Annotated in this window: 21 protein-coding genes; 13 read left to right on the top strand and 8 right to left on the bottom strand. The window is 72.9% G+C overall.

Translation table 11 applies throughout. From position 1 onward, the window contains the following. Nucleotides 1–59: 59 nt before the first annotated feature. From AB0M16_RS31820 to AB0M16_RS31810, 3 genes are all read right to left on the bottom strand, one after another. Nucleotides 60–755, bottom strand: coding sequence for a HisA/HisF-related TIM barrel protein (locus AB0M16_RS31820; RefSeq protein WP_365349131.1), 696 nt, complete (start codon nucleotides 753–755; stop codon nucleotides 60–62). Beyond that, the gene (gene pdxA / locus AB0M16_RS31815; RefSeq protein WP_365349129.1) at nucleotides 734–1,744 is read right to left on the bottom strand and encodes a 4-hydroxythreonine-4-phosphate dehydrogenase PdxA; all 1,011 of its coding nucleotides are present in this window, start codon (nucleotides 1,742–1,744) and stop codon (nucleotides 734–736) included. Before pdxA ends, AB0M16_RS31820 begins: the two co-directional genes overlap by 22 nt. 203 nt (nucleotides 1,745–1,947) lie before the next feature. Then, entirely contained in the window at nucleotides 1,948–3,336 is a 1,389-nt protein-coding gene (locus AB0M16_RS31810) for a four-carbon acid sugar kinase family protein (RefSeq protein ID WP_365349127.1), read from the bottom strand. A 129-nt stretch (nucleotides 3,337–3,465) separates the two neighbouring features. Between AB0M16_RS31810 and AB0M16_RS31805 the strand changes: the two genes are divergently transcribed. Further along, the gene (locus AB0M16_RS31805; protein ID WP_365349125.1) at nucleotides 3,466–4,374 is read left to right on the top strand and encodes a LysR substrate-binding domain-containing protein; all 909 of its coding nucleotides are present in this window, start codon (nucleotides 3,466–3,468) and stop codon (nucleotides 4,372–4,374) included. Here AB0M16_RS31805 and AB0M16_RS31800 read toward each other — a convergent pair. The 3 genes from AB0M16_RS31800 to AB0M16_RS31790 all read right to left on the bottom strand — a co-directional run bounded on the left by AB0M16_RS31800 (nucleotide 4,367) and on the right by AB0M16_RS31790 (nucleotide 7,582). Beyond that, on the bottom strand, nucleotides 4,367–5,779 hold the full coding sequence (locus tag AB0M16_RS31800; protein WP_365349123.1) for a hypothetical protein: 1,413 nt from the start codon (nucleotides 5,777–5,779) through the stop codon (nucleotides 4,367–4,369). The two genes, AB0M16_RS31805 and AB0M16_RS31800, sit on opposite strands and share 8 nt — an antisense overlap. A 250-nt stretch (nucleotides 5,780–6,029) precedes the next feature. Beyond that, the gene (locus tag AB0M16_RS31795) at nucleotides 6,030–6,953 is read right to left on the bottom strand and encodes a hypothetical protein (protein WP_365349121.1); all 924 of its coding nucleotides are present in this window, start codon (nucleotides 6,951–6,953) and stop codon (nucleotides 6,030–6,032) included. Nucleotides 6,954–7,093: 140 nt separating this feature from the next. Next, the gene (locus AB0M16_RS31790; RefSeq protein WP_365349119.1) at nucleotides 7,094–7,582 is read right to left on the bottom strand and encodes a hypothetical protein; all 489 of its coding nucleotides are present in this window, start codon (nucleotides 7,580–7,582) and stop codon (nucleotides 7,094–7,096) included. Nucleotides 7,583–8,168: 586 nt separating this feature from the next. On the opposite strand from AB0M16_RS31790, the gene AB0M16_RS31785 reads away from it, so the two are divergent. The 4 genes from AB0M16_RS31785 (at nucleotide 8,169) to AB0M16_RS31770 (ending at nucleotide 12,884) form a co-directional block, all read left to right on the top strand. Further along, nucleotides 8,169–9,374 (top strand): sialidase, encoded by a 1,206-nt coding sequence (locus AB0M16_RS31785; RefSeq protein ID WP_365349117.1) that lies wholly within the window; start codon nucleotides 8,169–8,171, stop codon nucleotides 9,372–9,374. Between the two features lie 13 nt (nucleotides 9,375–9,387). Continuing rightward, nucleotides 9,388–10,581, top strand: coding sequence for a chromosome condensation regulator RCC1 (locus AB0M16_RS31780; RefSeq protein ID WP_365349115.1), 1,194 nt, complete (start codon nucleotides 9,388–9,390; stop codon nucleotides 10,579–10,581). A 28-nt stretch (nucleotides 10,582–10,609) separates the two neighbouring features. Next, nucleotides 10,610–11,800, top strand: a complete 1,191-nt coding sequence (locus tag AB0M16_RS31775) for a chromosome condensation regulator RCC1 (RefSeq protein WP_365349113.1) — start codon at nucleotides 10,610–10,612, stop codon at nucleotides 11,798–11,800. A gap of 85 nt (nucleotides 11,801–11,885) precedes the next feature. Further along, on the top strand, nucleotides 11,886–12,884 hold the full coding sequence (locus tag AB0M16_RS31770) for a TAXI family TRAP transporter solute-binding subunit (RefSeq protein WP_365349111.1): 999 nt from the start codon (nucleotides 11,886–11,888) through the stop codon (nucleotides 12,882–12,884). Nucleotides 12,885–13,152: 268 nt separating this feature from the next. Here AB0M16_RS31770 and AB0M16_RS31765 read toward each other — a convergent pair whose 3' ends face one another. Together AB0M16_RS31765 and AB0M16_RS31760 are read right to left on the bottom strand one after the other, a co-directional pair. Continuing rightward, a complete protein-coding gene (locus AB0M16_RS31765) occupies nucleotides 13,153–14,619 on the bottom strand; it encodes a HAMP domain-containing sensor histidine kinase (protein ID WP_365349109.1) in 1,467 nt (488 codons plus the stop codon). A gap of 18 nt (nucleotides 14,620–14,637) precedes the next feature. Beyond that, nucleotides 14,638–15,342, bottom strand: coding sequence for a response regulator transcription factor (locus AB0M16_RS31760; protein WP_365349107.1), 705 nt, complete (start codon nucleotides 15,340–15,342; stop codon nucleotides 14,638–14,640). A 276-nt stretch (nucleotides 15,343–15,618) separates the two neighbouring features. On the opposite strand from AB0M16_RS31760, the gene AB0M16_RS31755 reads away from it, so the two are divergent. The 8 genes from AB0M16_RS31755 to AB0M16_RS31720 all read left to right on the top strand — a co-directional run bounded on the left by AB0M16_RS31755 (nucleotide 15,619) and on the right by AB0M16_RS31720 (nucleotide 22,401). Then, nucleotides 15,619–16,404 (top strand): amino acid ABC transporter ATP-binding protein, encoded by a 786-nt coding sequence (locus AB0M16_RS31755; RefSeq protein WP_365349105.1) that lies wholly within the window; start codon nucleotides 15,619–15,621, stop codon nucleotides 16,402–16,404. Nucleotides 16,405–16,704: 300 nt separating this feature from the next. Further along, nucleotides 16,705–17,625, top strand: coding sequence for a glutamate ABC transporter substrate-binding protein (locus AB0M16_RS31750; protein ID WP_365349103.1), 921 nt, complete (start codon nucleotides 16,705–16,707; stop codon nucleotides 17,623–17,625). 150 nt (nucleotides 17,626–17,775) lie between these two features. Continuing rightward, the gene (locus tag AB0M16_RS31745) at nucleotides 17,776–18,423 is read left to right on the top strand and encodes an amino acid ABC transporter permease (RefSeq protein WP_365349101.1); all 648 of its coding nucleotides are present in this window, start codon (nucleotides 17,776–17,778) and stop codon (nucleotides 18,421–18,423) included. Beyond that, nucleotides 18,420–19,322: an amino acid ABC transporter permease gene (locus AB0M16_RS31740; RefSeq protein ID WP_365349099.1), complete on the top strand. Its 903-nt coding sequence runs from the start codon at nucleotides 18,420–18,422 to the stop codon at nucleotides 19,320–19,322. Before AB0M16_RS31745 ends, AB0M16_RS31740 begins: the two co-directional genes overlap by 4 nt. 175 nt (nucleotides 19,323–19,497) lie before the next feature. Further along, nucleotides 19,498–21,177: an FAD-dependent monooxygenase gene (locus AB0M16_RS31735; protein WP_365349097.1), complete on the top strand. Its 1,680-nt coding sequence runs from the start codon at nucleotides 19,498–19,500 to the stop codon at nucleotides 21,175–21,177. A 43-nt stretch (nucleotides 21,178–21,220) separates the two neighbouring features. Further along, nucleotides 21,221–21,307, top strand: coding sequence for a putative leader peptide (locus AB0M16_RS31730; RefSeq protein ID WP_365349170.1), 87 nt, complete (start codon nucleotides 21,221–21,223; stop codon nucleotides 21,305–21,307). A 78-nt stretch (nucleotides 21,308–21,385) separates the two neighbouring features. Beyond that, nucleotides 21,386–21,925: a cysteine dioxygenase gene (locus tag AB0M16_RS31725; RefSeq protein ID WP_365349095.1), complete on the top strand. Its 540-nt coding sequence runs from the start codon at nucleotides 21,386–21,388 to the stop codon at nucleotides 21,923–21,925. After that, entirely contained in the window at nucleotides 21,922–22,401 is a 480-nt protein-coding gene (locus AB0M16_RS31720; RefSeq protein ID WP_365349093.1) for a rhodanese-like domain-containing protein, read from the top strand. The genes AB0M16_RS31725 and AB0M16_RS31720 overlap by 4 nt, the downstream gene beginning before the upstream one ends. Nucleotides 22,402–22,418 lie beyond the last annotated feature (17 nt).

Below are 22,418 nucleotides of genomic sequence, written 5' to 3'. Positions count from 1 at the left end.
CCACGGCCGGGCGCCGCCCCGGCGCCGCCCCCGCCCCCGCGTCCGCCGCGGCCCGCCGCTCACGTCTCCCGCGCCCTCCGCCGGCGCCCCCCGCCGCTCGCCTCCGTCACGGCCGTGAGCTGGGCGGCGAGGGTGCCCGCGTCCGGTCGGACGGCACCCGCGAAGACCGCCGAGCCGACCGTGAAGGCATCGACGCCCGCCTCGGCGAGGGCCCGGATCTGGGTGGCGGTGGTGAGGGAGCCCGCGACGACGAGCCGGCCGGCGGTCGCCGCGCGGGCGGCGCGGACCAGGGCGAGCGGATCGGCCTCGGTGGCGCGGTGGGCGAGCAGGTCGACCCCCGCGCAGCCGGCCGCCTCGGCCCGGCGGCAGTCCTCCGCGATACGGGCCGTGTCGCCGGCCAGGCGGGTCGGACGGCCCTCGGGCTCGCCGACGAACGGCAGGTAGCGGACGGGCGTCCCGGCGAGCAGGTCGAGGGTCTCCGCCACCCACGTGCCGCCCATCAGCCAGTCGACGCCGAGCTCGACCGCGGTCCGTACGGAGTCGAGGGCCTGGTCTCGGCCGGTGGAGACCACCTCCAGGTGGCTGGTCGCGCCGAGCGCCCTGATCTGCTCGTGGAGCCTGCGCAGGGTGGCGGGGTCGACGCCGACGTCCTTGAAGCCGATGTGGGTGATGCCGAGATCGCGGACGGAGTCGAGGACGTGGAGGCAGTCGGTGACGGTCCGGTCGTCCCGGGTCAGCATGAAGACGAAGTCCATCGGGGGTCCCCCTGGGCGTGGGCGGCCAGCTCGTCGGCGTGGCGCAGGGCGGTGAGCAGGCTGGTGTGGTCGGCGGTTCCGGTGCCCGCGAGGTCGAAGGCGGTGCCGTGGTCGACGCTGGTGCGCACGAACGGCAGGCCGAGGGTGATGTTGACGCCGTGCTCCAGCCCCAGGTACTTCACCGGGATCAGCCCCTGGTCGTGGTACTGGGCGACGACGGCGTCGAACTCGCCGGCCCGGGCGCGCATGAAGACGGTGTCGGCGGGCCACGGCCCGCTCGCGTCGATGCCCTCGGCGCGGGCGGCACGCACGGCGGGGGCGATGACGTCGAGGTCCTCGCGGCCGAAGAGGCCGTTCTCGCCCGCGTGCGGGTTGAGACCGGCGACGGCGATCCGGGGCGGCCGGCCGGCGCCTTCACCCCCGGCCGCGCGCAGGGCTTCGTGGGTGAGCCGGATGACGTCCAGTTCGCGTTCGACGGTGAGGGCGTCGAGCGCGGTGCGGAGCGACTGGTGGACGGTGACGAGGACGACGCGCAGCTCGTCGTTGGCCATCATCATCGCGTAGCGGCCGGTGCCGGAGAGCTCGGCAAGGATCTCGGTGTGGCCGGGGTGCGGCAGCCCGGCGAGCCGTAGCGCCTCCTTGTTGATGGGGGCCGTGACGATCGCTCGTACGTCTCCGGCGAGAGCGAGGTCGACGCCTCTGCGGACGTACGCGTAGGAGGCCGCGCCCGCCACGGCGGCGACGGTGCCGAGGGCGAGGTCCGCGGGGAGGGCGGGCCCCGCCGCGAGCACGTCCAGGACGCCGGGGGTACGGCCGGCTCCGGCGGGGCTCTCCACCGTGCGCACGTGGAGCCGTGTGCCGGTGGCGCGGCAGGCGCCGGCGAGGACGCCGGGATCGCCGATCACGAGGACGGGGGCGCTCGCCGGACGACGCGGATCGGCAAAGGCCTTGACCGTGATCTCCGGGCCGATGCCGTGGGGGTCGCCCATGGTGATGGCGACCGGGCGGCCCGGTGGACCGGGCCGTGCCGGGACGGTGGGCGCCGGGCGGGACAGCGGGCCGAGCGGTGGGGGGACCGGGGCCGGGACGGTGGGTGCCGTAACGGTGGGCGCCGGGGCTACGGGCGCAGGGGCTGTGGGCGCAGGGGCTGCGGGTGCCGGGGCTATGGGTTCCGGGTGGGGCCTCGGGTCGGTCATCGGGCGTCTCCCGTGGCTCGGGTGTGTCCCGCCTGCCGTGTGTCGCCGGGTGCCTCCGGGTCGCGTGTCCGTCGCACGTCCCCCGGAGTCACACGGCCCCCCGCCAGCACGGTGTGCAGGCGGACGAGCGTGCGGTCGTCGCCGAAGCCGCCCGCCTTGACCAGGACGGGGAGGCGGGGGACGGCCGGCCCGTGGAGGGTGCCGCGGGCGATGCCCGGCTCCGGTTCGTCGTACAGCTCGATGCCGGTGGCGCCCAGCGCACCGAGGACGGCAGCCGCGGTCTCCCCGCCGGTGAGGACGAGCCCGTCGGCGCGCCGCTCCCTGATCAGGGCGTCCGCGGCGCGGGCGAGCCGGTCGAGCAGGGGGGCGGGGTCGGCGGCGCGCTCGTCGGGCGTGTGCAGGGTGAGGACGGAGCCAGGGTCCAGGGGCGACGGGGTCGTGATGCCGTCGCGCGCTTCCGACTCCTTCCGCAGCGCGGCGAGTTGGCGCCTGCTGGCGGGATTGACGCTACCGACGACCGTCAACGGGGCTCGCACGGAGGGGAGTTCGGGGAGCGGGTCGGCCGGCTGACGGGGGTGGCGGCGGGCCAGGGCCGCCGCCAGGCCCGGTGAACCCACCCACAGGACGTCCTGGGGGCGGGGTACGGCGGCCGTGATCGCGTCGAGGTCCGCTTCCGTGGCGGCCGAGCAGGCGAAGATCCCGCCGCTCTCGACCAGTCGGGGCAGCTCTGACAGCCGGCCGGGGTCGACGAGGACCGCATCCGGGAGGAGCTCGGCGAGGTCGGCCGTGCGGACCGGGTGGGCCGGGTCACGGGCGAACTCGCTCGTGTCGACCCGTACGCCCCGCACGTACTGGACGCCCCTGACCGTCGTACGGCCCTCGGTCGGGAAGGCCGGGGCGAGGATCGCGGCGCGACGGCCCGATCCGGCGAGGGCGGCGCGCAGTTCGGCGACGACGTGGCCGCGCAGGGTCGAGTCGACCGTCTTGACCAGGAGTTGCGCGTCCGCGTACGCCTCGGCGGCCTGCCGGGTCCGCACGGCGGCCTCCGGCTCTCCCAGGAGGCGGGTGCCGAGGTCGACGGCGGTCACACCTGCCCGGTGAGCCCCGTGAGCCCTGTGAGCCCTGTGAGCCCTGTGAGCCCTGTGAGCTCCGTGAGCCGTGCGGGCCTCGGGGGCCTCGGGGACCGCATGAGCCTCGGAGACCCCGTAGACCTCGGGGCCCTCGGCGGCCTCGGCGGCCTCGGGGGCGAAGAGGACGAGGGCGCGGTGGCCGGACCGGCGGAAGGGAGCGGCGCCGTCGGCGGCGCTGGTCAGGTCGTCGGCGAGGACGACGACGGTGGACGGCGGGGGTGGCGGGGGTGGCGGGGGTGGCGGGGATGGCGGCATCGGGGCGTGTCCCTCGGATCGTGGTGGAGCGTGCGCGATCGTTGTTCCGTGACGAGATCAACCTTGTCTCGCCACGAACCCGCAGGACAAGCGATTCCTTCTCACCCCACCTGTGACTAGATTTCACGCATGACCAGGCCGGACCTTCCCCCGCTGAACACCCTGCTCCCGTTCGAGGCGGCCGTCCGGCACGCGAGCATGACCCGGGCCGCCCAGGAGCTCCACGTCACGCACGGGGCGGTCAGCCGGCAGGTGCAGAGCTTGGAGAAGGCCCTGGGGACACCCCTCTTCGAGCGCGGGGCGCGCTCGCTGCGGCCCACCCCGCAGGCGCGCCGTCTCGCCGCGGCCGTGCGGGACGCGCTGGACCTGATCGAGTCGGCCGCGCGGGAGGTCTCGGGCCGCGACCGGGGCACCGGGCCGCTCGCCCTGTCGTGCGAGCCCACGCTGCTGATGCGCTGGCTCATCCCGAGGCTGCCGGACCTCGCCGCGCGGCACCCCGAGCTGACCGTGCACCTGTCCGCGGGCGGCGGCCCCGTCGCGTTCGCGCGGGACACGGTGGACGCGGCGCTGCGCCGGGACGACTTCCCGGCGCCCGAGGGAGTGAGCCGCGTACCGCTGTTCGAGGAGTGGATCGGGCCGGTCTGCCGTCCCGAGCTCGCCGCTCGGCTGAGGAGCGGCGCACCGGTGCCGCTGCTGCACACCAGCACGCGGTCGGCCGCCTGGGACGACTGGCGCCGGCTCACCGGCCTGACGACCACAGCCGCGTCGGAGCAGGTCTTCGAGCACTTCTACCTGGCGCTCCAGGCCGCCGCCGCGGGCGTGGGCGTGGCCGTCGGACCGTACGCACTCGTCCGCGACGACCTCGTACGGGGCCAGTTGGCGGCCCCGTACGGGTTCGTCGCGGACGGCACGGGCTACGGGCTGCTCAGCCCGCGCCCGCCGGAGCGGGACGCCCGGACCGCCGCGCTGCTCGGCTGGCTGCGGGACCAGGCGGCCGTGCTGACGCCGCCCACAGGCCACCGGTTCGGGATCAGTTGAGCGGGACGGTGCGGATCGCCCGGCCCGACCGGGCGGCGGGCGCAGCCGCCTTGAGGGTCCCCTTGTCCGAGGAGTACGCGGGCGCGTCCGCGCCGACCGGCGTGGTGGTCATCGGCCGGGACGCGGCGCACCGCTGCTTCTCGGCCTCCGACATGGGCCCGGTGCGCTGGAGCAGCCGGTCGGGCGCGGCCCGCGAGGGGCCGTCGATCACCGCGTGCAGCCGGTAGTCGTCCTTCTTGCTGAGGAACCAGCCCTCGACGCGTTCCCGGCTCGGCTGGAGCTCCACCCAGCTCACCTCGCCGGGCTGGATGCGCTCGACGACGGTGCGCTGGTCGCTGCTGAACCACTGCCAGGCCCGCTGCCAGCCCTGTTCGTACGCGAGGGAGAACTGACCGGCCATCGGCCGTTCCTTGATCCGCTTCTCGTCCTCGGTGCGGTCGCCCGACGTGGGCAGTTTGGCCACTTCGTTGAGGGGCAGTTGGGCGGCGGCGTAGGTCTGGGAGACGCTGTCGTAGCTCCGCTCGGAGAGGGGGACGATCCGGGTGTGTTCGAGGGTGTTGCGGGTGCAGTTGACGAAGGCCTCGCCCACGACCCGGGACCGGTCGTAGTAGCGGAAGGACATGCCGGGGACGGGCCGGAAGGCGCAGGCGTTCTCGCCGTTGCACGCGGCGGCCGCGTTGTGCAGGGTCTTCTCGCGCTCGTTGCCCTTGTAGGCCTCCGCCGTGCCGAGCGCGGTCTTGTCGACGGTCCTGTCGAGTGCGGGCGGCACTTCGACGGCCCGGATGCGGGCGATCATGGGCGTGCAGGTCACATGGGTCCTGGGGTCGGTGACCTTGGAGGTGAAGGTGAGCAGCGGCTCGTTCTCGCCCGCCGTGAAGACGTAGCTGCGCGTGGTCCAACGGCCCTTGCCCGGCGTGCCCTTGACGCGGTCGGGGTCGCCGGCCGTGGTGACGGCCTGTACGGATCCGCCGGAGGCCTCGACGGTGTACGGCTGCCCGTTGACGACCTGTTCGCCGGTGCACTCCTTGGAGACGGCCGGACTGTCCTCGTAACTGACGGTGACCTGGGCGCCGTTGCGCACGCCGCGGAGCCGCTGCCGGACGGTGTTGCCGTCCTTCTGCAGGGCGACGCCGTGGGCGTTGTCGGTGCGTCCGGAGGCGGTGGGCGAGTAGCGCTGGTTCTGGCCGTCCCAGAAGTCGAGTCCGACGGTGGTGGGGCCGTCGCCCTTCATGACGGGGTCGGCGAAGTCGCCGTTGAGGACGGGGACGGATTGCGAGCCGGCGGTGGCTCGGGCGGGCGCCTGGGCGGCGTCGGCCGTGTCGACGGCCGTCCAGCCGGTGAAGGCGGCGGCGGGGAACAGCAGGCCTGCGGCGGCCAGCGTGCGGAGGGGGGAAGCGGGAGACATGGGGACGGACTCCTCGTGGGGGGGTGCGTGCCAGGGACGGGACGTGCCAGGGACGGTGCGTGCCAGGGGCGGGACGTTGCGGTGGGGGACGTGGCCCGGGGACGTCCGGGGTCGCGGCTGGGGACGTCCGGGGACGTGGCCGGGGGGCGCGGGCGTGACCGGGGGCGTCCGGGGTCGTGGCTGGGGACGTCGGGGGGCGCGGTCGGGGGCGCGGCCGCGGGACGTTGCGGCCGGGTGGGAGACGTACGGGTCAGGAGCCGGTGGGGCGCAGGACGTCGACGTGCTTCGGCGCCGCGCCGGGGGCGAGGGCGTCCCGGGCGGGGAGGGTGCGGAGCTTAGGCGTGTTGTTGTCGCCGTCCGGTGCGGTGTTCTGCGGCGGGCGCTTGCGCCCGCAGAGCTGGTCCGGGACCGCGTAGGTCTGGGCGACGAAGGTGCTGGAGTTGACCATGGACGGGCTGTCCACGGCGATCCCGGAGACCTGCGCACCCGTGCTCGTGACGAGCGAGCCGACGACGCGCCGCATGGCGGCGCTGGCTCCGAACACCAGCATGTCGTAGGGCTTGACGGTCGTCTTGTACGTCGTGGTCTCGGTGTTGTCGACCGTCCAGGACTTGCTGTACGTGGCCTTGAAGGCGGCCTCGAAGGCGAGCTTGGCGCTCATCGAACCGGCGACCTTGCCGCCGACGGCGACGCTGGTCTTGGTGCCGTTGGTCGAGGTCGGGCCGTCCTTGAGGTTCGGCGTCTTGTTCTCACTGGTGATGTCGTTGACGAGGTTGGTGTTGACCTCACCGGAGGCGGAGACCGTGCCCTCTGCGGTGATCTTGCCGGAGATCTCCCCGCCGATGTTGTCGGTGCTGGACGTGCGCAGGGTGACGGTGCGGTCGACGCTCATGTCGCTGACCGTGCAGTTGACGACCGCGTTGCCCAGGGACCGCACGGCGGTCGAGAACTCGCGTCCGTTCTTGGGGTCGATGACGAAGCGGCAGGACTCGGGCTTGTCGTCGCACTGCTTCAGGATGTCGGTGACCTTCGCCGGGCGGCCGTCGGCGGCGACGGCCCGCGGGGTCGGCGGCTCGGCGGGAGCCTCGTCGGCGGCGACGGGCGGGGCGAGGGGGACGGCGAGTCCGAGGGCGAGAGCGGGGAGGAGGAACAGCGCGGGACGGCGCGAGGGCATGGGACATCCCTTCGGGACGGAACTTTCGGGACGGGAGTTTCGGGACGGGAGTTTCGGGACGGGGCTTTCCGGACGGGGCTTTCCGGACGGGGCTTTCCGGACGGGGCTTTCGGGATCCGGGGCGTGGTGGCGCGCGGAGGTCAGGAGCCGAGCAGCTTGCAGAGCTGGGAGACCGGGAACTGGGTCTGTCCGGGGTCGGTGGATCCCTCGGGCAGCAGGGCCGGGAAGTCCGCGCAGGTGCTGGTCACGGCGGACTGCGCGTTGTCCTTGGGGTCGGGCTGGAAGCCCTGGACGGCGGCCGTCATGTCGGCCAGGCCTTCCTTCTCGCCGTTGCCCTTGGCGAGGCCGGCCATGCAGGTCTCCGAGCCGGGCTTGCACTTCTCCAGGTCCGCACCGACCTTCTTGATGTCCTTGTCGGCCTGGGCCGCCGACTCCTTGGTCTTCTGCTGCTGCTCCTCGATCTCCTTGGCCTCGGCGGCGTTGGCCTCGTTGTCCTTGCACACCTGGTCGTCGGGCGCGCACTCGGCGGCTGCGCCGGACGACGCGCCCGACAGGAGGAGGGCGCAGGCGAGCACGGCGCCGCCGAGAACCCGTCGTACGGAGGCGGCTGCGGGCAGGGCGGAAGACATGACAACTCCCTGGGGACGGAGGTGAATTGGGGGTCGCGTGAAGGCGCGACGATCGCGGCGGGGACTCGTCACCAAGATCGCCGAGCGCATGCCGAAGCTAACCGGACCGGTCTCGGCGCCCCGGCGCGACACACGGCGCGGCGCGGGCCCGGCACCCGGCTCACCACATCGGCGGAGCGCACCCGCGGTCGGCCGAACGGCCCGCCGGGCCGTCGGGCGGAGGCCGGGCGGCGGGCGCCCCCTCGACACTCGTTAGGATGGTTCCGGGGCCCTCGCGCGAGGCCCGTGCGCCGCCCCTCGCGGGGCCCCTCACCCTCCCGGGCGCCTCCGATCGGCGGCCTTCCACCCCGGGGCGCCGGGCCCGGCGCACTCCACCCCGATCCGGTGAAACCGCCGCCCCGGTCTGTTTCCCGAACAGCCGTCGGGCATACGGGTGTTTCGGGCGTTCCGGCTCGCGCCCATGATCGCTGTCGGTCAGTCTGCTCATGTGTCCGGCGGCCCGTTCCAGGCCGTCGGGCCAGGTCCCGGGCACCCCCGTGCCCGTGGTCCGCCCTCCCGTACGTCCCCCACGAAGGAGAGCAGACCCATGTCCCGATCACGAAGCGGTGCTTGGCGTGCCCTGCGCGGCCTGACCCTCGTCGCCGCGCTCACCGCCGTGCCCGTCCTCGCCCCCACGGCCCTCGCCAACGAGGGCAACCCGACCGTGCTCAGCTGGGGTGCCGGGCGCACCGGCCAGCTCGGCAACGGCACCGTCGCCGACAGCCTGTCCCCCACCTCGGTCACCAGCCTGTTCCGCGGCGACGTCGACCAGATGTCCGCGGGCGGCACCTCCTCGGCGGACTCGTTCACCCTCGCCCGTACCGACAAGACCGTGAAGTCCTGGGGCCACAACTCCTCCGGCCAGCTCGGCAACGGCGGCAACGACAACCAGACCGTGCCGACGACCGTGCCGCGCCTGACCAACATCAAGGACGTCGCGGCGGGCGGCAAGCACGCCCTCGCCCTCGACACCGGCGGCCAGGTCTACTCCTGGGGCGACAACTCCTACGGCCAGCTCGGCAACAACCGCACCGGCGACAGCCGTACCGTCCCCGACCGGGTCCAGGGCATGCCGAAGGTCAAGCAGATCTCGGCCGGCTGCGACTTCAGCCTCGCGCTCCTGGAGAACGGCAAGGTGTACGCGTGGGGCCGCGGCATCCACGGCCAGCTCGGCACCGGCAGCCGCGCCACCAGCTCCGTACCCCGGCAGGTGACGGGCCTGGAGAACGTCGTGTCCATCGACGCCGGCTGCTACCACGCCCTCGCGCTGACCGCCGACGACACCGTCAGGTCCTGGGGTTACAACCTCTACGGCCAGCTGGGCAACTCCAGCACCAAGTCGTCCACCGTCCCGGTCGACGTCGACTGGCTGGAGGGCGTCTCGGAGATCGAGGCGGGCGCCTTCCACAACTACGTCAAGACCAGCGACAGCCACGTCTGGGGCTGGGGCAACAACCAGTACGGGCAGCTCCTGGAGGGCGACGAGGCCTTCGGCGACAACGTCTCGCGCACCAACCGCACCGCGCCCGTCGAGATCCCGCGCCTGGAGGGCGTCCAGCACCTCGCGGCCGGCGCGCGCCACGGTGTCGCGGTGACGGCGGACGAGGTCTTCGCCTGGGGCCACAACGGCGAGGGCCAGCTCGGCAACGGCACGACGGTCTCCCGCTTCGAGTCGGTGAAGATCCTCAACGAGGGCTCGAAGGTGAAGGACGTCGCGGTCTCGCTGGGTGGCAACACGACGTACGCGTACTGAGGCCGGTGACGGCATGTCGCACCGCTCGTACGCGAGGGGCGCGGTCGCCCTGGCCCTCGCCATGACCGCCGCCCTGACCGTGTCCGCACCCGCACAGGCCCGCACCGAACCGCGTGATCCATGGGTACGTGCATGGGGCCTGAACATCGGTGGCCAGCTCGGCAACGGCACCACCCTCGACCAGCCCACTCCGGGCTCCGTCCCGGGGCTCGCCCGCGGCCATGTCCGCGATCTGTCCGCGGGGGGCTTCAACAGCAACATCGCGTTCGCCCTCGCCCTGCTCAACGACGGCACGGTGCTGTCCTGGGGCGGCAACACCTCCGGTCAGCTCGGCAACGGCACCACCATCTCGCAGGGCTTCCCGGCGGCCGTCGCCGGGCTCTCGGGGGTGACCGCGGTCTCCGCCGCCGGCGGTCCCTTCGCCCTCGCGGTGCGCGGCGGACGGGTCCTGGCCTGGGGCACGAACGACTACGGGCAGCTCGGCAACGGCCGCACCGCCCCCGACAAGGACGGGCCGGCCACCCGCCCGGTCGCCGTCCAGAGCCTGAACCGGGTCAAGGACGTGTCCGGCGGCTGCTCGCACTCCGTCGCCCTCCGGACGGACGGCACCGTCTGGACCTGGGGCAGGAACAATTTCGGGCAGCTCGGCAACGGCACCGACACCGACCGGAACACGCCCCAGAAGGTGCCCGGCCTCGACGACGTGGTGGCCGTCAGCGCCGGCTGCCTCCACACCCTCGCCCTCACGGCCGACGGCACGGTCAAGGCGTGGGGCCACAACACCAACGGCCAGCTCGGCGACGACAGCACCGAGCACAGCCCGCTGCCCGTCGACGTACGCCATCTGGACGGCGTCGCGAAGGTCTTCGCGGGCGCCTACCAGAGCTACGCGCTCCTGGACGACGGCAGCGTGCGGGCCTGGGGATGGAACGGTCAGGGCCAGCTCGGCGACGGCACCACCGTGAGCCGGACGACTCCTGTTCCCGTCACCGGCCTGAGCGGCGTCCAGGAGATCGCCGGCGGCTGGCAGCACACCCTCGCCGTCCTGACCGACCAGTCCGTCCTCGCCTGGGGCAACAACAGCAACGGCCAGCTCGGCAACGGCACGACCGAGTCGTCCCCCACTCCGGTCACCGCCTTGCCCGCGGGCAGCGGCGCGAGCCACGTCGCCGCCTCGGTCGCGAACAAGTCCAGCTACGCCTACTGATCACCCCCACGAACAGAAAGGCACGCAGATGACCCCACCCCTGCGTCCCACCCTCCTCGCCGCCCTGTCCCTGGCGGCCCTCCCCCTGACCACCCTCCCCGCCTCGGCGTCCGCCGCCGGCACCGACCCCTGGGTCCGCGCCTGGGGCGAGAACGCGCAGGGGCAGCTCGGCAACGGCTCCGTGCTCGCCCAGCAGACCCCGGCGGCCGTCACCGGCATCGCCCGGGACGACGTGCGCCGGCTCGTCGGCGGCGGAGGCGGCGCGGCCGCGGCCTCCAACCAGTTCGCCGTCGCCCTGCTCAAGGACGGCACCGTCAAGAGCTGGGGCGCCAACCAGACCGGCCAGCTCGGCAACGGGACCGTCGTCAACCAGAGCTTCCCGGCCACCGTCGCCGGGCTCTCCGGCGTCAGCGCGGTCTCGGCGGGCCTCAACCACGTCCTCGCCGTCAGGGGCGGCCGCATCCTGGCCTGGGGCAGCAACGCCTCCAAGCAGCTCGGCACCGGCCAGGACACCACCAACCCGTACAGGAACCCGATCCCCGTGCAGAGCCTGGACAAGGTGAAGGACGTCGGCGCGGGCTGCGACTTCAGCGTCGCGCTGCGCCAGGACGGCACCGTCTGGACCTGGGGCAAGGGCGACAACGGACGTCTCGGCACCGGGAACAACACCACGCGCGAGACCCCGCAGAAGGTGCCGGACCTCGTCGACGTCGAGTCGATCGCGGTGGGCTGCGAGTACGCGCTCGCGCTGACCGCCGACGGTACGGTCAAGGCCTGGGGGAAGGGCGGTGAGGGCCAGCTCGGCAACGACGCCACCACCGACAGCAACAAGCCGGTGGACGTCGCCTACCTGGACGCCGTGGCCAAGATCTTCGCCACCAACGCGACCGGCTTCGCCGTCCTCGACGACGGCAGCCTGGCCGGCTGGGGCAAGAACACCGATCGGCAGCTCGGCGACGGCACGGCCGCCAACCGGACCACCCCGGTCGTCCTCGACCAGCTCAAGGGCGTGCAGGAGATCGCGGGCGGCCTCGACTTCACCCTGGCCGCGCTCGACGACGGCTCGGTGATCGGCTGGGGCGCCAACGCGGCGGCCCAGCTCGGCGACGGCACCACGACCGGGACGACCGGGACCGCGACGACCACCGCGCTGCCGCCGGGCAGCGCGATCACCCACGTCACGGCCACCACCACCGGCAAGTCCGGCTTCGCCTACTGATCCCTACCGGCGAGTAGTCGCCGTCCTGGCCGGGGCGTGACGTCCGCCCTGGCCAGGACCGGGACCGAGCTGGCAGGATCGCGCCATGCCCACCGCACCGTCCCGCACCGCCCGCCGCCGCCTGCTCCAGGTCTCGGCGGCCCTGTTGGTGCTGGTCGGTGTCCTCGTGTGGTGGCTGGTTCCGTTCGGTACGAAGTCGCCGAGCGGGCACGTCACCTTCAGCACCGGCGTGCCCACGGGCGTCTACCAGAAGTACGGAGAGCTGCTCCAGCAGGCCCTGGCCAAGGATCTCCCGGACGTCTCGATAACGCTGCGGAACAGCGAGGGATCGCAGCAGAACCTGGCTCGGCTCGCCTCCGGCGAGGCCGATTTCACGGTGGCCACGGCGGACGCCGTGGCCCAGTACCAGCGGGACCGCAGACCCGGCTTCGAGCGGCTGCGCGGCTGCGCCCGGCTCTACGACGACTACGTCCAGCTCGTCGTCCCCAAGGGCTCGACCGTGCAGTCGGCGGCCGATCTTCGCGGTCTGCGGGTCGGCGTCGGGCAGTCGGGATCCGGCGTGCGGCTGATCGCCGACCGGGTCCTCGCGGCGGCCGGGCTCACCCCGGACGTCGACATCGTCCCGGTGTCGGCGGGTATCGACACGATGCCGCGGCTCCTGGAGCGGCGCCGGCTGGACGCCTTCTTCTGGTCGGGCGGTCTGCCCACCGAGGGCGTCCAGAAACTGTCCGAGCGGCTGCCGATCCGGCTCGTGCCCCTGGACGACACCCTGGTGGAGAGCCTGCACGACGTGGGCGAGTCCACCCGCTACTACCGCTCGGCGACCATCCCGGCGGACGCGTACACCCTCGCCCAGGACGGCAACCCCGTGGACACCCTGGCGGTGGCGAACATCCTGGTCACCACGGACAAGACCGACCCCGATCTGGTCGAGGGCTTCACCCGCACGGTGATCGGCAGCCGGGACCGGATCGGCAACCAGGTCCACCCGGCGCAGCTGGTGGACCTGCGGACCGCGATCTACACGGATCCGCTCCCGCTGCACGAGGGCGCCCGGCGTTACTACCGCTCCGTGAAGCCCTGACGAAGGCGAGTCCTCGCCGCACCGGCGAAGCCCTGAGCCCGGCGAGGCCCTGCCCCGTCCGGCGAGCCCCTGACCGAGGCGAGACCTTCCGCCGTACGGCCAAGCCCTGCCCCCCGGGGCCGCCAAGCCCTGCCTCCCGGCGAGGCCTTTCCCGACAGGGCGAAGCCGACCCCGGCGAGCCCTCCCCCTCCGGCGAAGCCCCGCCCCCGGCGAAGCCCCGCGCCCGGCGAAGCCCTGCCCCCGGTGAAGCCCTGCCCCCGGTGAGGCCCTACCCTCCGGCGGCGCCCTCGCCGCCCGCGAAGTCCTGTCCCCTGCGGCCCGGCCCCGGCTCCTGGCCGGCCCACGGGTCGTTCCGCGGCACGCGCACGGTCACCTTCAGCCCGTGCGGCTCGTTGTGGGCGTACGCGATGGTGCCGGCGCCGGCCGCGAGCAGCACGCGGGAGATCGACAGGCCGAGGCCGGAACCGTTGATGTTCTGGTGGCGGCCGGAGCGCCAGAAGCGGTCGCCGATCCGCTCGAGCTCCTCGTCGGTGAGCCCGGGGCCGTGGTCGGCGATCTCGATCTCTACGGTGGCGCCGCCGGGTGAGAGCCGGGTCGCGACGCTGACGTCCTCCCCCTCCGGGGTGAACTTCAGAGCGTTGTCGATGACGGCGTCGAGCGCGCTGGAGAGCGCCACCGGGTCCGCCCAGGCGGTGACGGCGGCGGTGCCGGCGACGATCCCCACGCCCTTGTCGTCGGCGACCGGGCGCCAGGAGGCGACCCGCTCGGCGGTGAGCGCGCCGATGTCGGTGAGCCGCAGCTCGGCGGCCGTGTGCTCGGCGAGCGCCAGGTCGAGCAGGTCGTCGAGGACCCGGGCGAGCCGCTTGCCCTCCGTGCGGACGGAGGCGATCTCCTCGTTGCCCTCGGGGAGCTCGAGGGCGAGCAGCTCGATGCGCAGCAGGAGCGCGGCCAGCGGGTTGCGCAGCTGGTGGGAGGCGTCGGCGACGAAGGCCCGCTGCTGTTCGAGTACGTCCTCGACGTGATCGGCCATCTCGTTGAACGAGCGGGCCAGGTTGCGCAGTTCGGGCGGGCCACCGGCGGCGGCGACCCGGGACTTCATCCGGCCGGTGGCGATGTCGTGGGTGACGGCGTCGAGGACCCGGACGGGGCGCAGCACCCAGCCGGTGAGCCGGAAGGCGGCGCCGACGGCGAGCAGCATGGCGGCGGCCTCGCCGGCGAAGATCAGCAGCCAGTCGCGCAGGATGCGGGAGCGCAGCTGTCCGGTGGGAGAGTCGGTGACCACGACGGCCACGACGTCGCCGTCCCGGACGACCGGGGAGGCGATGGTGAGCCGGGCGTGCGTCTGCCAGGGCCAGACCTGCGGCGGGTCGTGGCTGCGGCGGCCGAGGAGCGCCTCGTTGAAGGCGCGCCGGCCCTCGCCCTCGTACGGCACGACCCAGTCCTCGGGGGCGACGGCCATGGACCGGTTGTCCCGGTAGAAGATGCCGGCACGGATGCCGTAGACGTCGTGGTAGCTGGCGAGTTCGCCGCTGAGCGTGGAGCGGCGTTCGTCCGGGCCGATGTTCCGCTCGCTGACGAACTGGGCCAGCGCGGCGAACCGGGCCGCGTCGTCCAGCCGGTCGACGACCACCCGCTGCTGCTCGGAGGCGGCGGTGCTGGCGGCCAGCGGGAAGCCGAGGGCCAGCAGGACGCCGGCCATCAGGACGATGAGGAGCGGGAGGAGTCGGGTGCGCACGGCCGGGCGGCCCCTTGGCTAAGCGGCGGGCGCGACCAGGCGGTAGCCGACGCCCCGCACGGTCTCGATCAGGGCGGGCATGCGCAACTTCGAGCGCAGGGAGGCGACATGGACCTCCAGCGTGCGGCCGGTGCCCTCCCAGTTGGTGCGCCAGACCTCGCTGATGATCTGCTCGCGGCGGAACACCACGCCGGGTCGCTGGGCGAGCAGGGCCAGCAGGTCGAACTCCTTGCGGGTGAGCGGGACGGCGTCGCCGTCGACACTGACCCGGCGGGTGGGCAGCTCGATGGTGACGGAGCCGAGCCGCAGCGTGCTGTCCTCGGCCGCCCCGGCCAGCTCGTCGGCGCCGGTGCTGCGCCGGCTGACGGCGTGGATGCGGGCGAGCAGCTCACCGGTGTCGTAGGGCTTGACGACGTAGTCGTCGGCGCCGAGGTTGAGGCCGTGGATCCGGGAACGCACGTCGGCCCGGGCCGTCACCATGATCACCGGGGTGGTGGTGAGCTTCCGGATGCGGCCGCACACCTGGTAGCCGTCCTGGTCGGGCAGGCCGAGGTCGAGCAGGATCACGCCGTACGAGGGGCGCTCGCCGTGCGCGGCGGGCAGTACGGCCTGGAGCGCCTCCTCGCCGTTGCGGGCGTGGGTGACGGTGAAGCCGTGCCGGGCGAGGATCGCGGAGAGCGCGGCGGCGACGTGGTCGTCGTCCTCGACGAGCAGCAGTCTCATGGCCCTCCTCCGTGATCTCTCCGTGCGGTGCGCGACGCGCGCGATGACGTTCTGTGTACCAAGGCATGAACGCCGATGGTCACGGTCACAGTCAAGTCTGCCTCGGCGGCACCCCCGCTTCCGTTATCCACCCGGTACGGCCTCGACCCCGCCCTTCACCCAGAGTGTCCGGTTGCGACCGGATCGTTATCCTCAAACTTCGCTCAGATGTGATGACGCTCCGCGCACCCGGTCTCTAGTGTCCTCCCCAACCGAGCAGGACGGAGCGAGAAGCCGATGAGCGGAGTGTCAGTGACCAAGGGTTCGGAGGACGCGGTGCCGGCCACGGACGACCTGGTCGTGCTGTCCGACGTGAACAAGCACTTCGGCGCGCTGCACGTGCTCCAGGACATCGATCTGACGATCCGTCGGGGCGAGGTCGTGGTGGTCATCGGCCCGTCCGGGTCCGGCAAGTCCACGCTGTGCCGCACGATCAACCGCCTGGAGACCGTCGACTCCGGCAGCATCACCATCGACGGGAAGCCGCTGCCCCAGGAGGGCAGGGAGCTGGCGCGACTGCGGTCGGACGTCGGCATGGTCTTCCAGTCGTTCAACCTCTTCGCGCACAAGACCGTGCTCGAGAACGTGATGCTGGGGCAGATCAAGGTCCGCAGGACCGAGAAGAAGGCGGCGGAGGCCAAGGCCCGCGCCCTGCTCGACCGGGTCGGCGTCGGCACCCAGGCCGACAAGTACCCGGCGCAGCTCTCCGGCGGCCAGCAGCAGCGCGTGGCCATCGCCCGCGCGCTCGCCATGGATCCGAAGGTCATCCTGTTCGACGAGCCGACCTCGGCGCTCGACCCGGAGATGATCAACGAGGTCCTGGAGGTCATGCAACAGCTGGCGCGGGACGGCATGACGATGGTCGTCGTCACCCATGAGATGGGCTTCGCCCGCTCGGCGGCCAACCGCGTGGTCTTCATGGCCGACGGCCGGATCGTCGAACAGGCCGCCCCCGACGAGTTCTTCAGCAACCCGCGCAGCGACCGCGCCAAGGACTTCCTCTCGAAGATCCTGCACCACTGAGATCCCCGCACCACCAGGGACCTCAGCGCCACCGAGATCTCCGCACCACCGGGATCTCCCGCACGACCGGAGACCTCACGCACCACCGAGATCTCCCGCACCACCGGAGACCTCACGCACCACCGAGATCTCCCGCACCACCGGAGACCTCACGCACCACCGGGATCTCCCGCACCACCGGGATCGTGCGTCAGCGCGATCCCGGAGCACCGACGCCACGCGCCCGGAACTCCTTAGTCACTGCATGCGACTTGCTGCACACTGACGATCAACTACCCTCGACCCTTAGGGATGTTCACGATGAAGCTCCGCAAGACCGCGGCCGTGGCCGTTGCCGTCCTCGCGCTGACCGCGACCGCCTGTGGCGGCAAGGAGGGCTCGGCCGGTGACAAGCCCGCCACCAAGCCCGGCGACTCCGGCGCCCCGCAGCTCCCCAAGTACACCGTCGCGACCGGTGTCGACCTGGCGGCGTCGCCGACCTTCAAGAAGGCCAAGGAGCGCGGCAAGCTGATCATCGGCTCGAAGGCCGACCAGCCGTACCTCGGCTTCGAGGACCAGGCCACGAAGAAGCGCTCGGGCTTCGACATCGAGATCGCCAAGATGATCGCCGCCGACCTGGGCTTCTCCGAGGACCAGATCGAGTGGAAGACGGTCGACTCCAAGCTCCGCGAGACCGCCATCTCCACGGGCCAGGTCGACTACTACGTCGGCACCTACACGATCAACGACAAGCGCAAGGCGCAGGTCGGCTTCGCGGGCCCGTACTACCAGGCCGGCGCCGACCTCCTGGTTCGCAAGGACGAGACCGGGATCACCGGCCCGGAGACCCTGAAGGGCAAGAAGGTCTGCTCGATCACGGGCTCGACCCCGCTCCAGGAGATCAAGAAGCCGCAGTACGGCGCGGAGACCGTCGAGCTCGGCAAGTACTCCGACTGCGTCCAGCAGCTGCTCACCAAGCAGGTCGACGCCGTCACCACCGACGACTCGATCCTCAAGGGCTACGCGGCCGCCAACGCCGGCAAGCTCAAGGTCATCGGCAAGCCGTTCACCAAGGAGCCGTACGGCATCGGCATGAACAAGGAGGACAAGGCCCTCCGCGACAAGGTGAACGACGTCCTCAAGGCGCACGAGGACGACGGCACCTACAAGAAGATCTACGAGGCCACCCTCGGCCTCTCGGGCTCGGCCTACACCGAGCCGCCGGCGATCGTCCGCTACTGACGGCCGCCCCTCCCGCGCGAGCGCCCCGCAGCCCCGTAGCCACGTACACGTCCTCCCCGGACGCCGGCTCCGGTGCCGCGGGGCGTCCGCTCCCCTGCCCGTACGCCTGCTGCCCGCAAGCCCGCCGCTGACTGCCGACGCGGAGTCCTCATGAACGTACTGCTCGACCATTTCGCGGAGTTCCGCAACGGATTCATAGGAACCGTGGAGATCACCGCCGTCAGTTCGGCCATCGCGCTGGTCCTCGGCATCGTCGTCGCCGGCTTCCGGGTCTCCCCCGTCCCCCCGCTGCGCTTCTTCGGCACGGCGTGGGTGACGCTGCTGCGCAACACCCCGCTGACGCTGCTCTTCCTGGTCTTCTTCTTCGTGGTCCCGGAGATCCTCTTCCCGGGCATGAGCCCGTTCCTGCTGGCCTCCCTCGCGCTCGGCTTCTACACCTCCTCGTTCGTGTGCGAGGCGGTCCGCTCCGGCATCGGCACGGTGCCGCTGGGCCAGGCCGAGGCCGCCCGCTCGCTCGGACTGACCTTCTCGCAGACGCTGCGCCTGATCGTGCTGCCGCAGGCCACCCGTACCGTGCTGCCCCCGCTCAGCTCGATCTTCATCGCCCTGACCAAGAACTCGGCGATCGCCGGCGCCTTCAGCGTCACCGAACTCTTCGGCTGGCAGACGCTGATGAGCGAGCAGGGCTACGCGATCGGCCCGGTCTTCGCCTGGGTCGCCGTGGCCTACCTCGTCATCACCTTCGCCATCAGCGGACTCTTCCGTCTCCTTGAGCGCAACCTGGAGGTCGCCCGATGAGCGCCAGCGTTCTCTTCGACGCCCCCGGCCCCAAGGCCCGGATCCGCAACCGGATCTACGCCGTCGTCGGCAGCCTCGCCCTGCTCGCCCTGCTCGCCGTCAGCGTGCTGCGGCTGAGCGACAAGGGGCACCTCGCCCCCGAGATGTGGGACATCTTCAACTACGCGGGCATCCGGCAGAACATCGCCGACGCGCTGCTCGCCACCCTGAAGGCCTTCGGTCTCGCCGCGGTCGGCTCCCTCGTGCTCGGCGTGCTGCTCGCGGTCGCGCGGCTCTCCGACCACAAGCCGGTCAGCATGGTGGCCACCGGCTTCATCGAGGTCTTCCGCTCCCTGCCGCTGCTCATCACGATCTACGCGGTCTGGGTCGCCTTCCTGACGGACTACTCGCTGTGGGCCCTGGCGGTCGGCCTGTCCGTCTACAACGGCTGTGTGCAGGCCGAGGTGCTGCGCGCCGGCGTCAACGCGGTGCCGCGCGGACAGCGCGAGGCCGCGTACGCGCTCGGCATGACCAAGACCCAGGTGATGACCAGCGTCCTGCTGCCGCAGGCGATCCGGGCCATGCTCCCGACGATCATCAGCCAGCTCGTGGTCACCCTGAAGGACACCTCGCTCGGCTTCGTCATCCTCTACCCCGAGCTGCTCTACTCGGCCCGCCTGATCGCCTCCAACACGCTGGTCAACGGCCAGTACCCGTACGTCTCCGTGATCGTGGTCTTCGGCGCCATCTACATCGCGCTCTGTCTGGCGCTCTCCGCGCTGGCCACCTGGATCGAGAAGCGCGGGCGGCGGGCGAAGACCGGCATCAAGGTCTCCGACGCGGAGGCGCAGGCCGTCGTCGTCACCGCCGACGCCGGTCAGCACGGCGGCTCCGGCACGGGTGGGCCCGGTTCCGCGTAGAACTGACGGTATGTGACATCATCCGGGGGCAGTGGCGGCGCCGCTGCCCCCGTCGCTTGACGCACGCACCCCCAATGGGTTGCATACGTTCTGTGATCAAGCCCCGGGCCGGTGCCACACCCCGCTGTGCTTCCCGCATGACCGTACGGCCTCGCACGCCTTCAGGAGCCGCGCCGTGGACCCGGTGATCATCGTGGGCGCGGGGCCGGTCGGCCTCGCGCTCTCCCTCGCCCTGGCCGCCCAGGACGTGCCCAGCGTCGTCCTCGACGAGACCTCGGGCAAGGAGGAACCCCGGCCCGCCCGGACCGTGGTGCTGCGTGCCGACATGGCCGCCCTGGTGGAGCGGCTCGGCTGCGCCACGCTCCGTGACGAGGGAGTCCGTTGGGTCGGCTGGCGTTCGATGCGCCGCCGGCAGCAGATGCGGCACGTCCCGCTCGACCTGGGCCTGGCCGGGGACGTCGGCGCGGAGGGCGGCGTCGACATGCCGGCCGCCCCGCTGCACATCCCCCAGCACGCCCTGGCCCGCGGCCTGCGCGACGCCGTCGGGCGCGAGCAGCTGGTCACGCTCGTCACCGACGCGCGGGTCGACACCGTCGAGCAGGACGCGCGGGGGGTCGGCGCCCACACCCGGGGCCCCGACGGGACCTGGTGGCGCGGCAGCCATCTGGTCGGCTGCGACGGCGCCCGCTCGACCGTGCGCAAGCTGCTCGGCGTCCGTTTCCCCGGGCGCACGGCGGTCGAACGGTACGCGGTCGCCGCGCTGCGCACCGAACTCCCCTGGGCCGGCGAGGCCCTGCTGCACCGGCAGCCGCCGTGGCGGGGCGTCGGGGACGAGATCTCGGCCCGGCCGCTGCCCGACGGGGTGTGGCGGATCGACTGGCTGCTGCCGCCGCGCGGCGAACTGGTCACCCCCGACGCGCTGGTGACCCGCATCCGCGACACGCTCGCCGGCTGGTGCGAGGGGACGACCCCGCCGTACGAGCTGATCGACACCGGCGTGCACACCGTGCACCACCGGCTCGCCCGGCGCTGGCGCGTGGACCGGGTGTTCCTCGCCGGGGACGCGGCGCACCTGCTGGGCGCGGTCGGCACCCAGGGGCTCGACGAGGGGCTGCGGGACGTCGAGAACCTGGCCTGGAAGCTGGCCCACACCTGGCACCACCGGGACGCCTCGCCCACCCTGCTCGACAGCTACCAGAGCGAGCGCCGGGCCGCCGTCGCGGGCCTGCTGCGCGCCGCCGACCAGGCGCTGCCGCTGCTGCGCGGCGGCGGAGGCCTGCGCACCTACCTGTCCGGCGGCGGGCGGGGGCACGACGCCCTGCTGGCCGACGGGCACCTGGGGCGCGGCCCGCTGGGCGCACTGCCCGCCTACCCGCACTCCCCGCTGGCGCCGGAGCCCGCCGAGGGCCGGATCCCGGTGGGGACGCCGGACGGGGCGCCCGTGGAGGACGTCCGGGTGACCGCGCCCGACGGCACGACCGTACGGCTGCGGGACCGGCTCGGTCAGGGGCGCCTGCTGGTCCTCCTGGTCGCCCCGGGGACCGGGGTGTGGGACCGGCGGCACTGGGTGAGCGCGGGCGTGATGCCGCGGCTCGCCGAGGCCGTGGAAGCGCTGCCCGCGCCGGCCGAGCTCCTGGTGACCGAGGCGTACCCTGGCGCCCCGGCGCACGCCGTGCTCCTGGTCCGCCCGGACGGGCATCTGGCCGCCGCGTTCGCCGGGGTGCGGCCGGAGGAGCTGTACGCCGCGGCGGACGCGGTACGAGGCGGTGACCCGGCGGCCGAGGACACCGCCGAGGACGCGTCCGACGAGGAGTCCGAGGATGTGACCGCGGACGTGGCCGCGGACGCCTCCTGACGGTCGATTGACCGCCGCAGGCGTCCGTGGTGTACTCCGGAGCGTGACCGACACCGATGTGCGCCTGTGGCGGAGGGTCCATGTGGACCTGATCCGCTACGCGGGCTGCGTGTGTCGCCCGTCCTGCTGAATTCGCCTCCCCCTCTACGGCTTTCGCGCGCGCCCCTGCTGGCTGCGCGCGCTTTCGCGAACCTCAGGACGGACCTTCGTGCCTCAGACACAGCACGCCTCCACGCCCGTTTCCGACACCTCCTCCGCTCCCGACGAGGCCGGTCTGCTGGACTTCGTCCGGCGTACGGCCGCCGACACCGCGCTGATCGACTCGCTCCCGCTGGACCCCGAGGGCCGTACGTGGGTGCGGCTCGACGGTCCTGGCGGCAGCGAGGCCTGGCTCATCGGCTGGCCGCCCGGCACGGGTACCGGCTGGCACGACCACGCCGAGTCGTTCGGCGCCTTCGCCACCGCGCGCGGCACGCTGCGGGAGCACTCCCTCGCCGTACGCCTTCCGGCGGGCGGCTGGAAGAACCTGGAGCTCGCCGACGGCGTGGACCGCGGCCGTGAGCTCCCGGCCGGCCGGGGCCGTGCCTTCGGCCGCCATCATGTGCACGAGGTGCTGAACGAGTCCCGCGACGAGCACGCGATCTCGGTGCACGCGTACTATCCGCCGCTCCCGCTGATCCGGCGCTTCAGCCGGGCGGGCGCGGTGCTCCGCCTCGAGCAGGTCGAACGCCCGGAGGACTGGCAGTGAGCGACGAGACCCCGCGCGAACAGGCCGCGGAACGCATCGGTATCGACGAGCTGTTGGAGCGGGTGCGGGCCGGCGTCGACCGGATCGACGCCCGGACCGCGTACGAGGCCTACCAGGCGGGTGACGCCCTGCTCGTCGACACCCGCTACGCGGCACTGCGCGACCGGGACGGCCTGATCCCTGGCGCGCTGGTCGTCGAGCGCAACGAACTGGAGTGGCGGCTCGACCCCCTCGGCAGCCATCGCGCCCCCGAGGCGGACAGCCACGATCTGCGGGTCGTGGTGCTCTGCGACGAGGGCTACGCCTCCTCCCTCGCGGCCGCCTCCCTGCACCAGCTGGGCCTGCACCGGGCGACGGACGTCATCGGCGGCTTCCAGGCCTGGCGAGCGGCGGGCCTCCCGGTGCTCCTCCCGGCGAACCGGGAGACGGACCAGGAAGACCGGCTGGTGGCACGACCGTCCGGGAAGGCGCACTAGGCAGCCGGGCGGGAGAA

This window comes from Streptomyces sp. NPDC051921 (genome assembly GCF_040680975.1).
GTDB lineage: Bacteria > Actinomycetota > Actinomycetes > Streptomycetales > Streptomycetaceae > Streptomyces.
The sequence above is the reverse complement of the archived record's forward strand: the minus strand, read 5'-3'. Positions and strand labels throughout refer to the sequence as shown.

Excerpts from the sequence above, each read along its gene's own strand:
- AB0M16_RS31820 (WP_365349131.1), bottom strand. The coding sequence starts at position 755 with ATGGACTTCGTCTTCATGCTGACCCGGGACGACCGGACCGTCACCGAC.
- pdxA (WP_365349129.1), bottom strand. The coding sequence starts at position 1,744 with ATGGGCGACCCCCACGGCATCGGCCCGGAGATCACGGTCAAGGCCTTT.
- AB0M16_RS31810 (WP_365349127.1), bottom strand. The coding sequence starts at position 3,336 with ATGCCGCCATCCCCGCCACCCCCGCCACCCCCGCCACCCCCGCCGTCC.
- AB0M16_RS31805 (WP_365349125.1), top strand. The coding sequence starts at position 3,466 with ATGACCAGGCCGGACCTTCCCCCGCTGAACACCCTGCTCCCGTTCGAG.
- AB0M16_RS31800 (WP_365349123.1), bottom strand. The coding sequence starts at position 5,779 with ATGTCTCCCGCTTCCCCCCTCCGCACGCTGGCCGCCGCAGGCCTGCTG.
- AB0M16_RS31795 (WP_365349121.1), bottom strand. The coding sequence starts at position 6,953 with ATGCCCTCGCGCCGTCCCGCGCTGTTCCTCCTCCCCGCTCTCGCCCTC.
- AB0M16_RS31790 (WP_365349119.1), bottom strand. The coding sequence starts at position 7,582 with ATGTCTTCCGCCCTGCCCGCAGCCGCCTCCGTACGACGGGTTCTCGGC.
- AB0M16_RS31785 (WP_365349117.1), top strand. The coding sequence starts at position 8,169 with ATGTCCCGATCACGAAGCGGTGCTTGGCGTGCCCTGCGCGGCCTGACC.
- AB0M16_RS31780 (WP_365349115.1), top strand. The coding sequence starts at position 9,388 with ATGTCGCACCGCTCGTACGCGAGGGGCGCGGTCGCCCTGGCCCTCGCC.
- AB0M16_RS31775 (WP_365349113.1), top strand. The coding sequence starts at position 10,610 with ATGACCCCACCCCTGCGTCCCACCCTCCTCGCCGCCCTGTCCCTGGCG.
- AB0M16_RS31770 (WP_365349111.1), top strand. The coding sequence starts at position 11,886 with ATGCCCACCGCACCGTCCCGCACCGCCCGCCGCCGCCTGCTCCAGGTC.
- AB0M16_RS31760 (WP_365349107.1), bottom strand. The coding sequence starts at position 15,342 with ATGAGACTGCTGCTCGTCGAGGACGACGACCACGTCGCCGCCGCGCTC.
- AB0M16_RS31755 (WP_365349105.1), top strand. The coding sequence starts at position 15,619 with ATGAGCGGAGTGTCAGTGACCAAGGGTTCGGAGGACGCGGTGCCGGCC.
- AB0M16_RS31750 (WP_365349103.1), top strand. The coding sequence starts at position 16,705 with ATGAAGCTCCGCAAGACCGCGGCCGTGGCCGTTGCCGTCCTCGCGCTG.
- AB0M16_RS31745 (WP_365349101.1), top strand. The coding sequence starts at position 17,776 with ATGAACGTACTGCTCGACCATTTCGCGGAGTTCCGCAACGGATTCATA.
- AB0M16_RS31740 (WP_365349099.1), top strand. The coding sequence starts at position 18,420 with ATGAGCGCCAGCGTTCTCTTCGACGCCCCCGGCCCCAAGGCCCGGATC.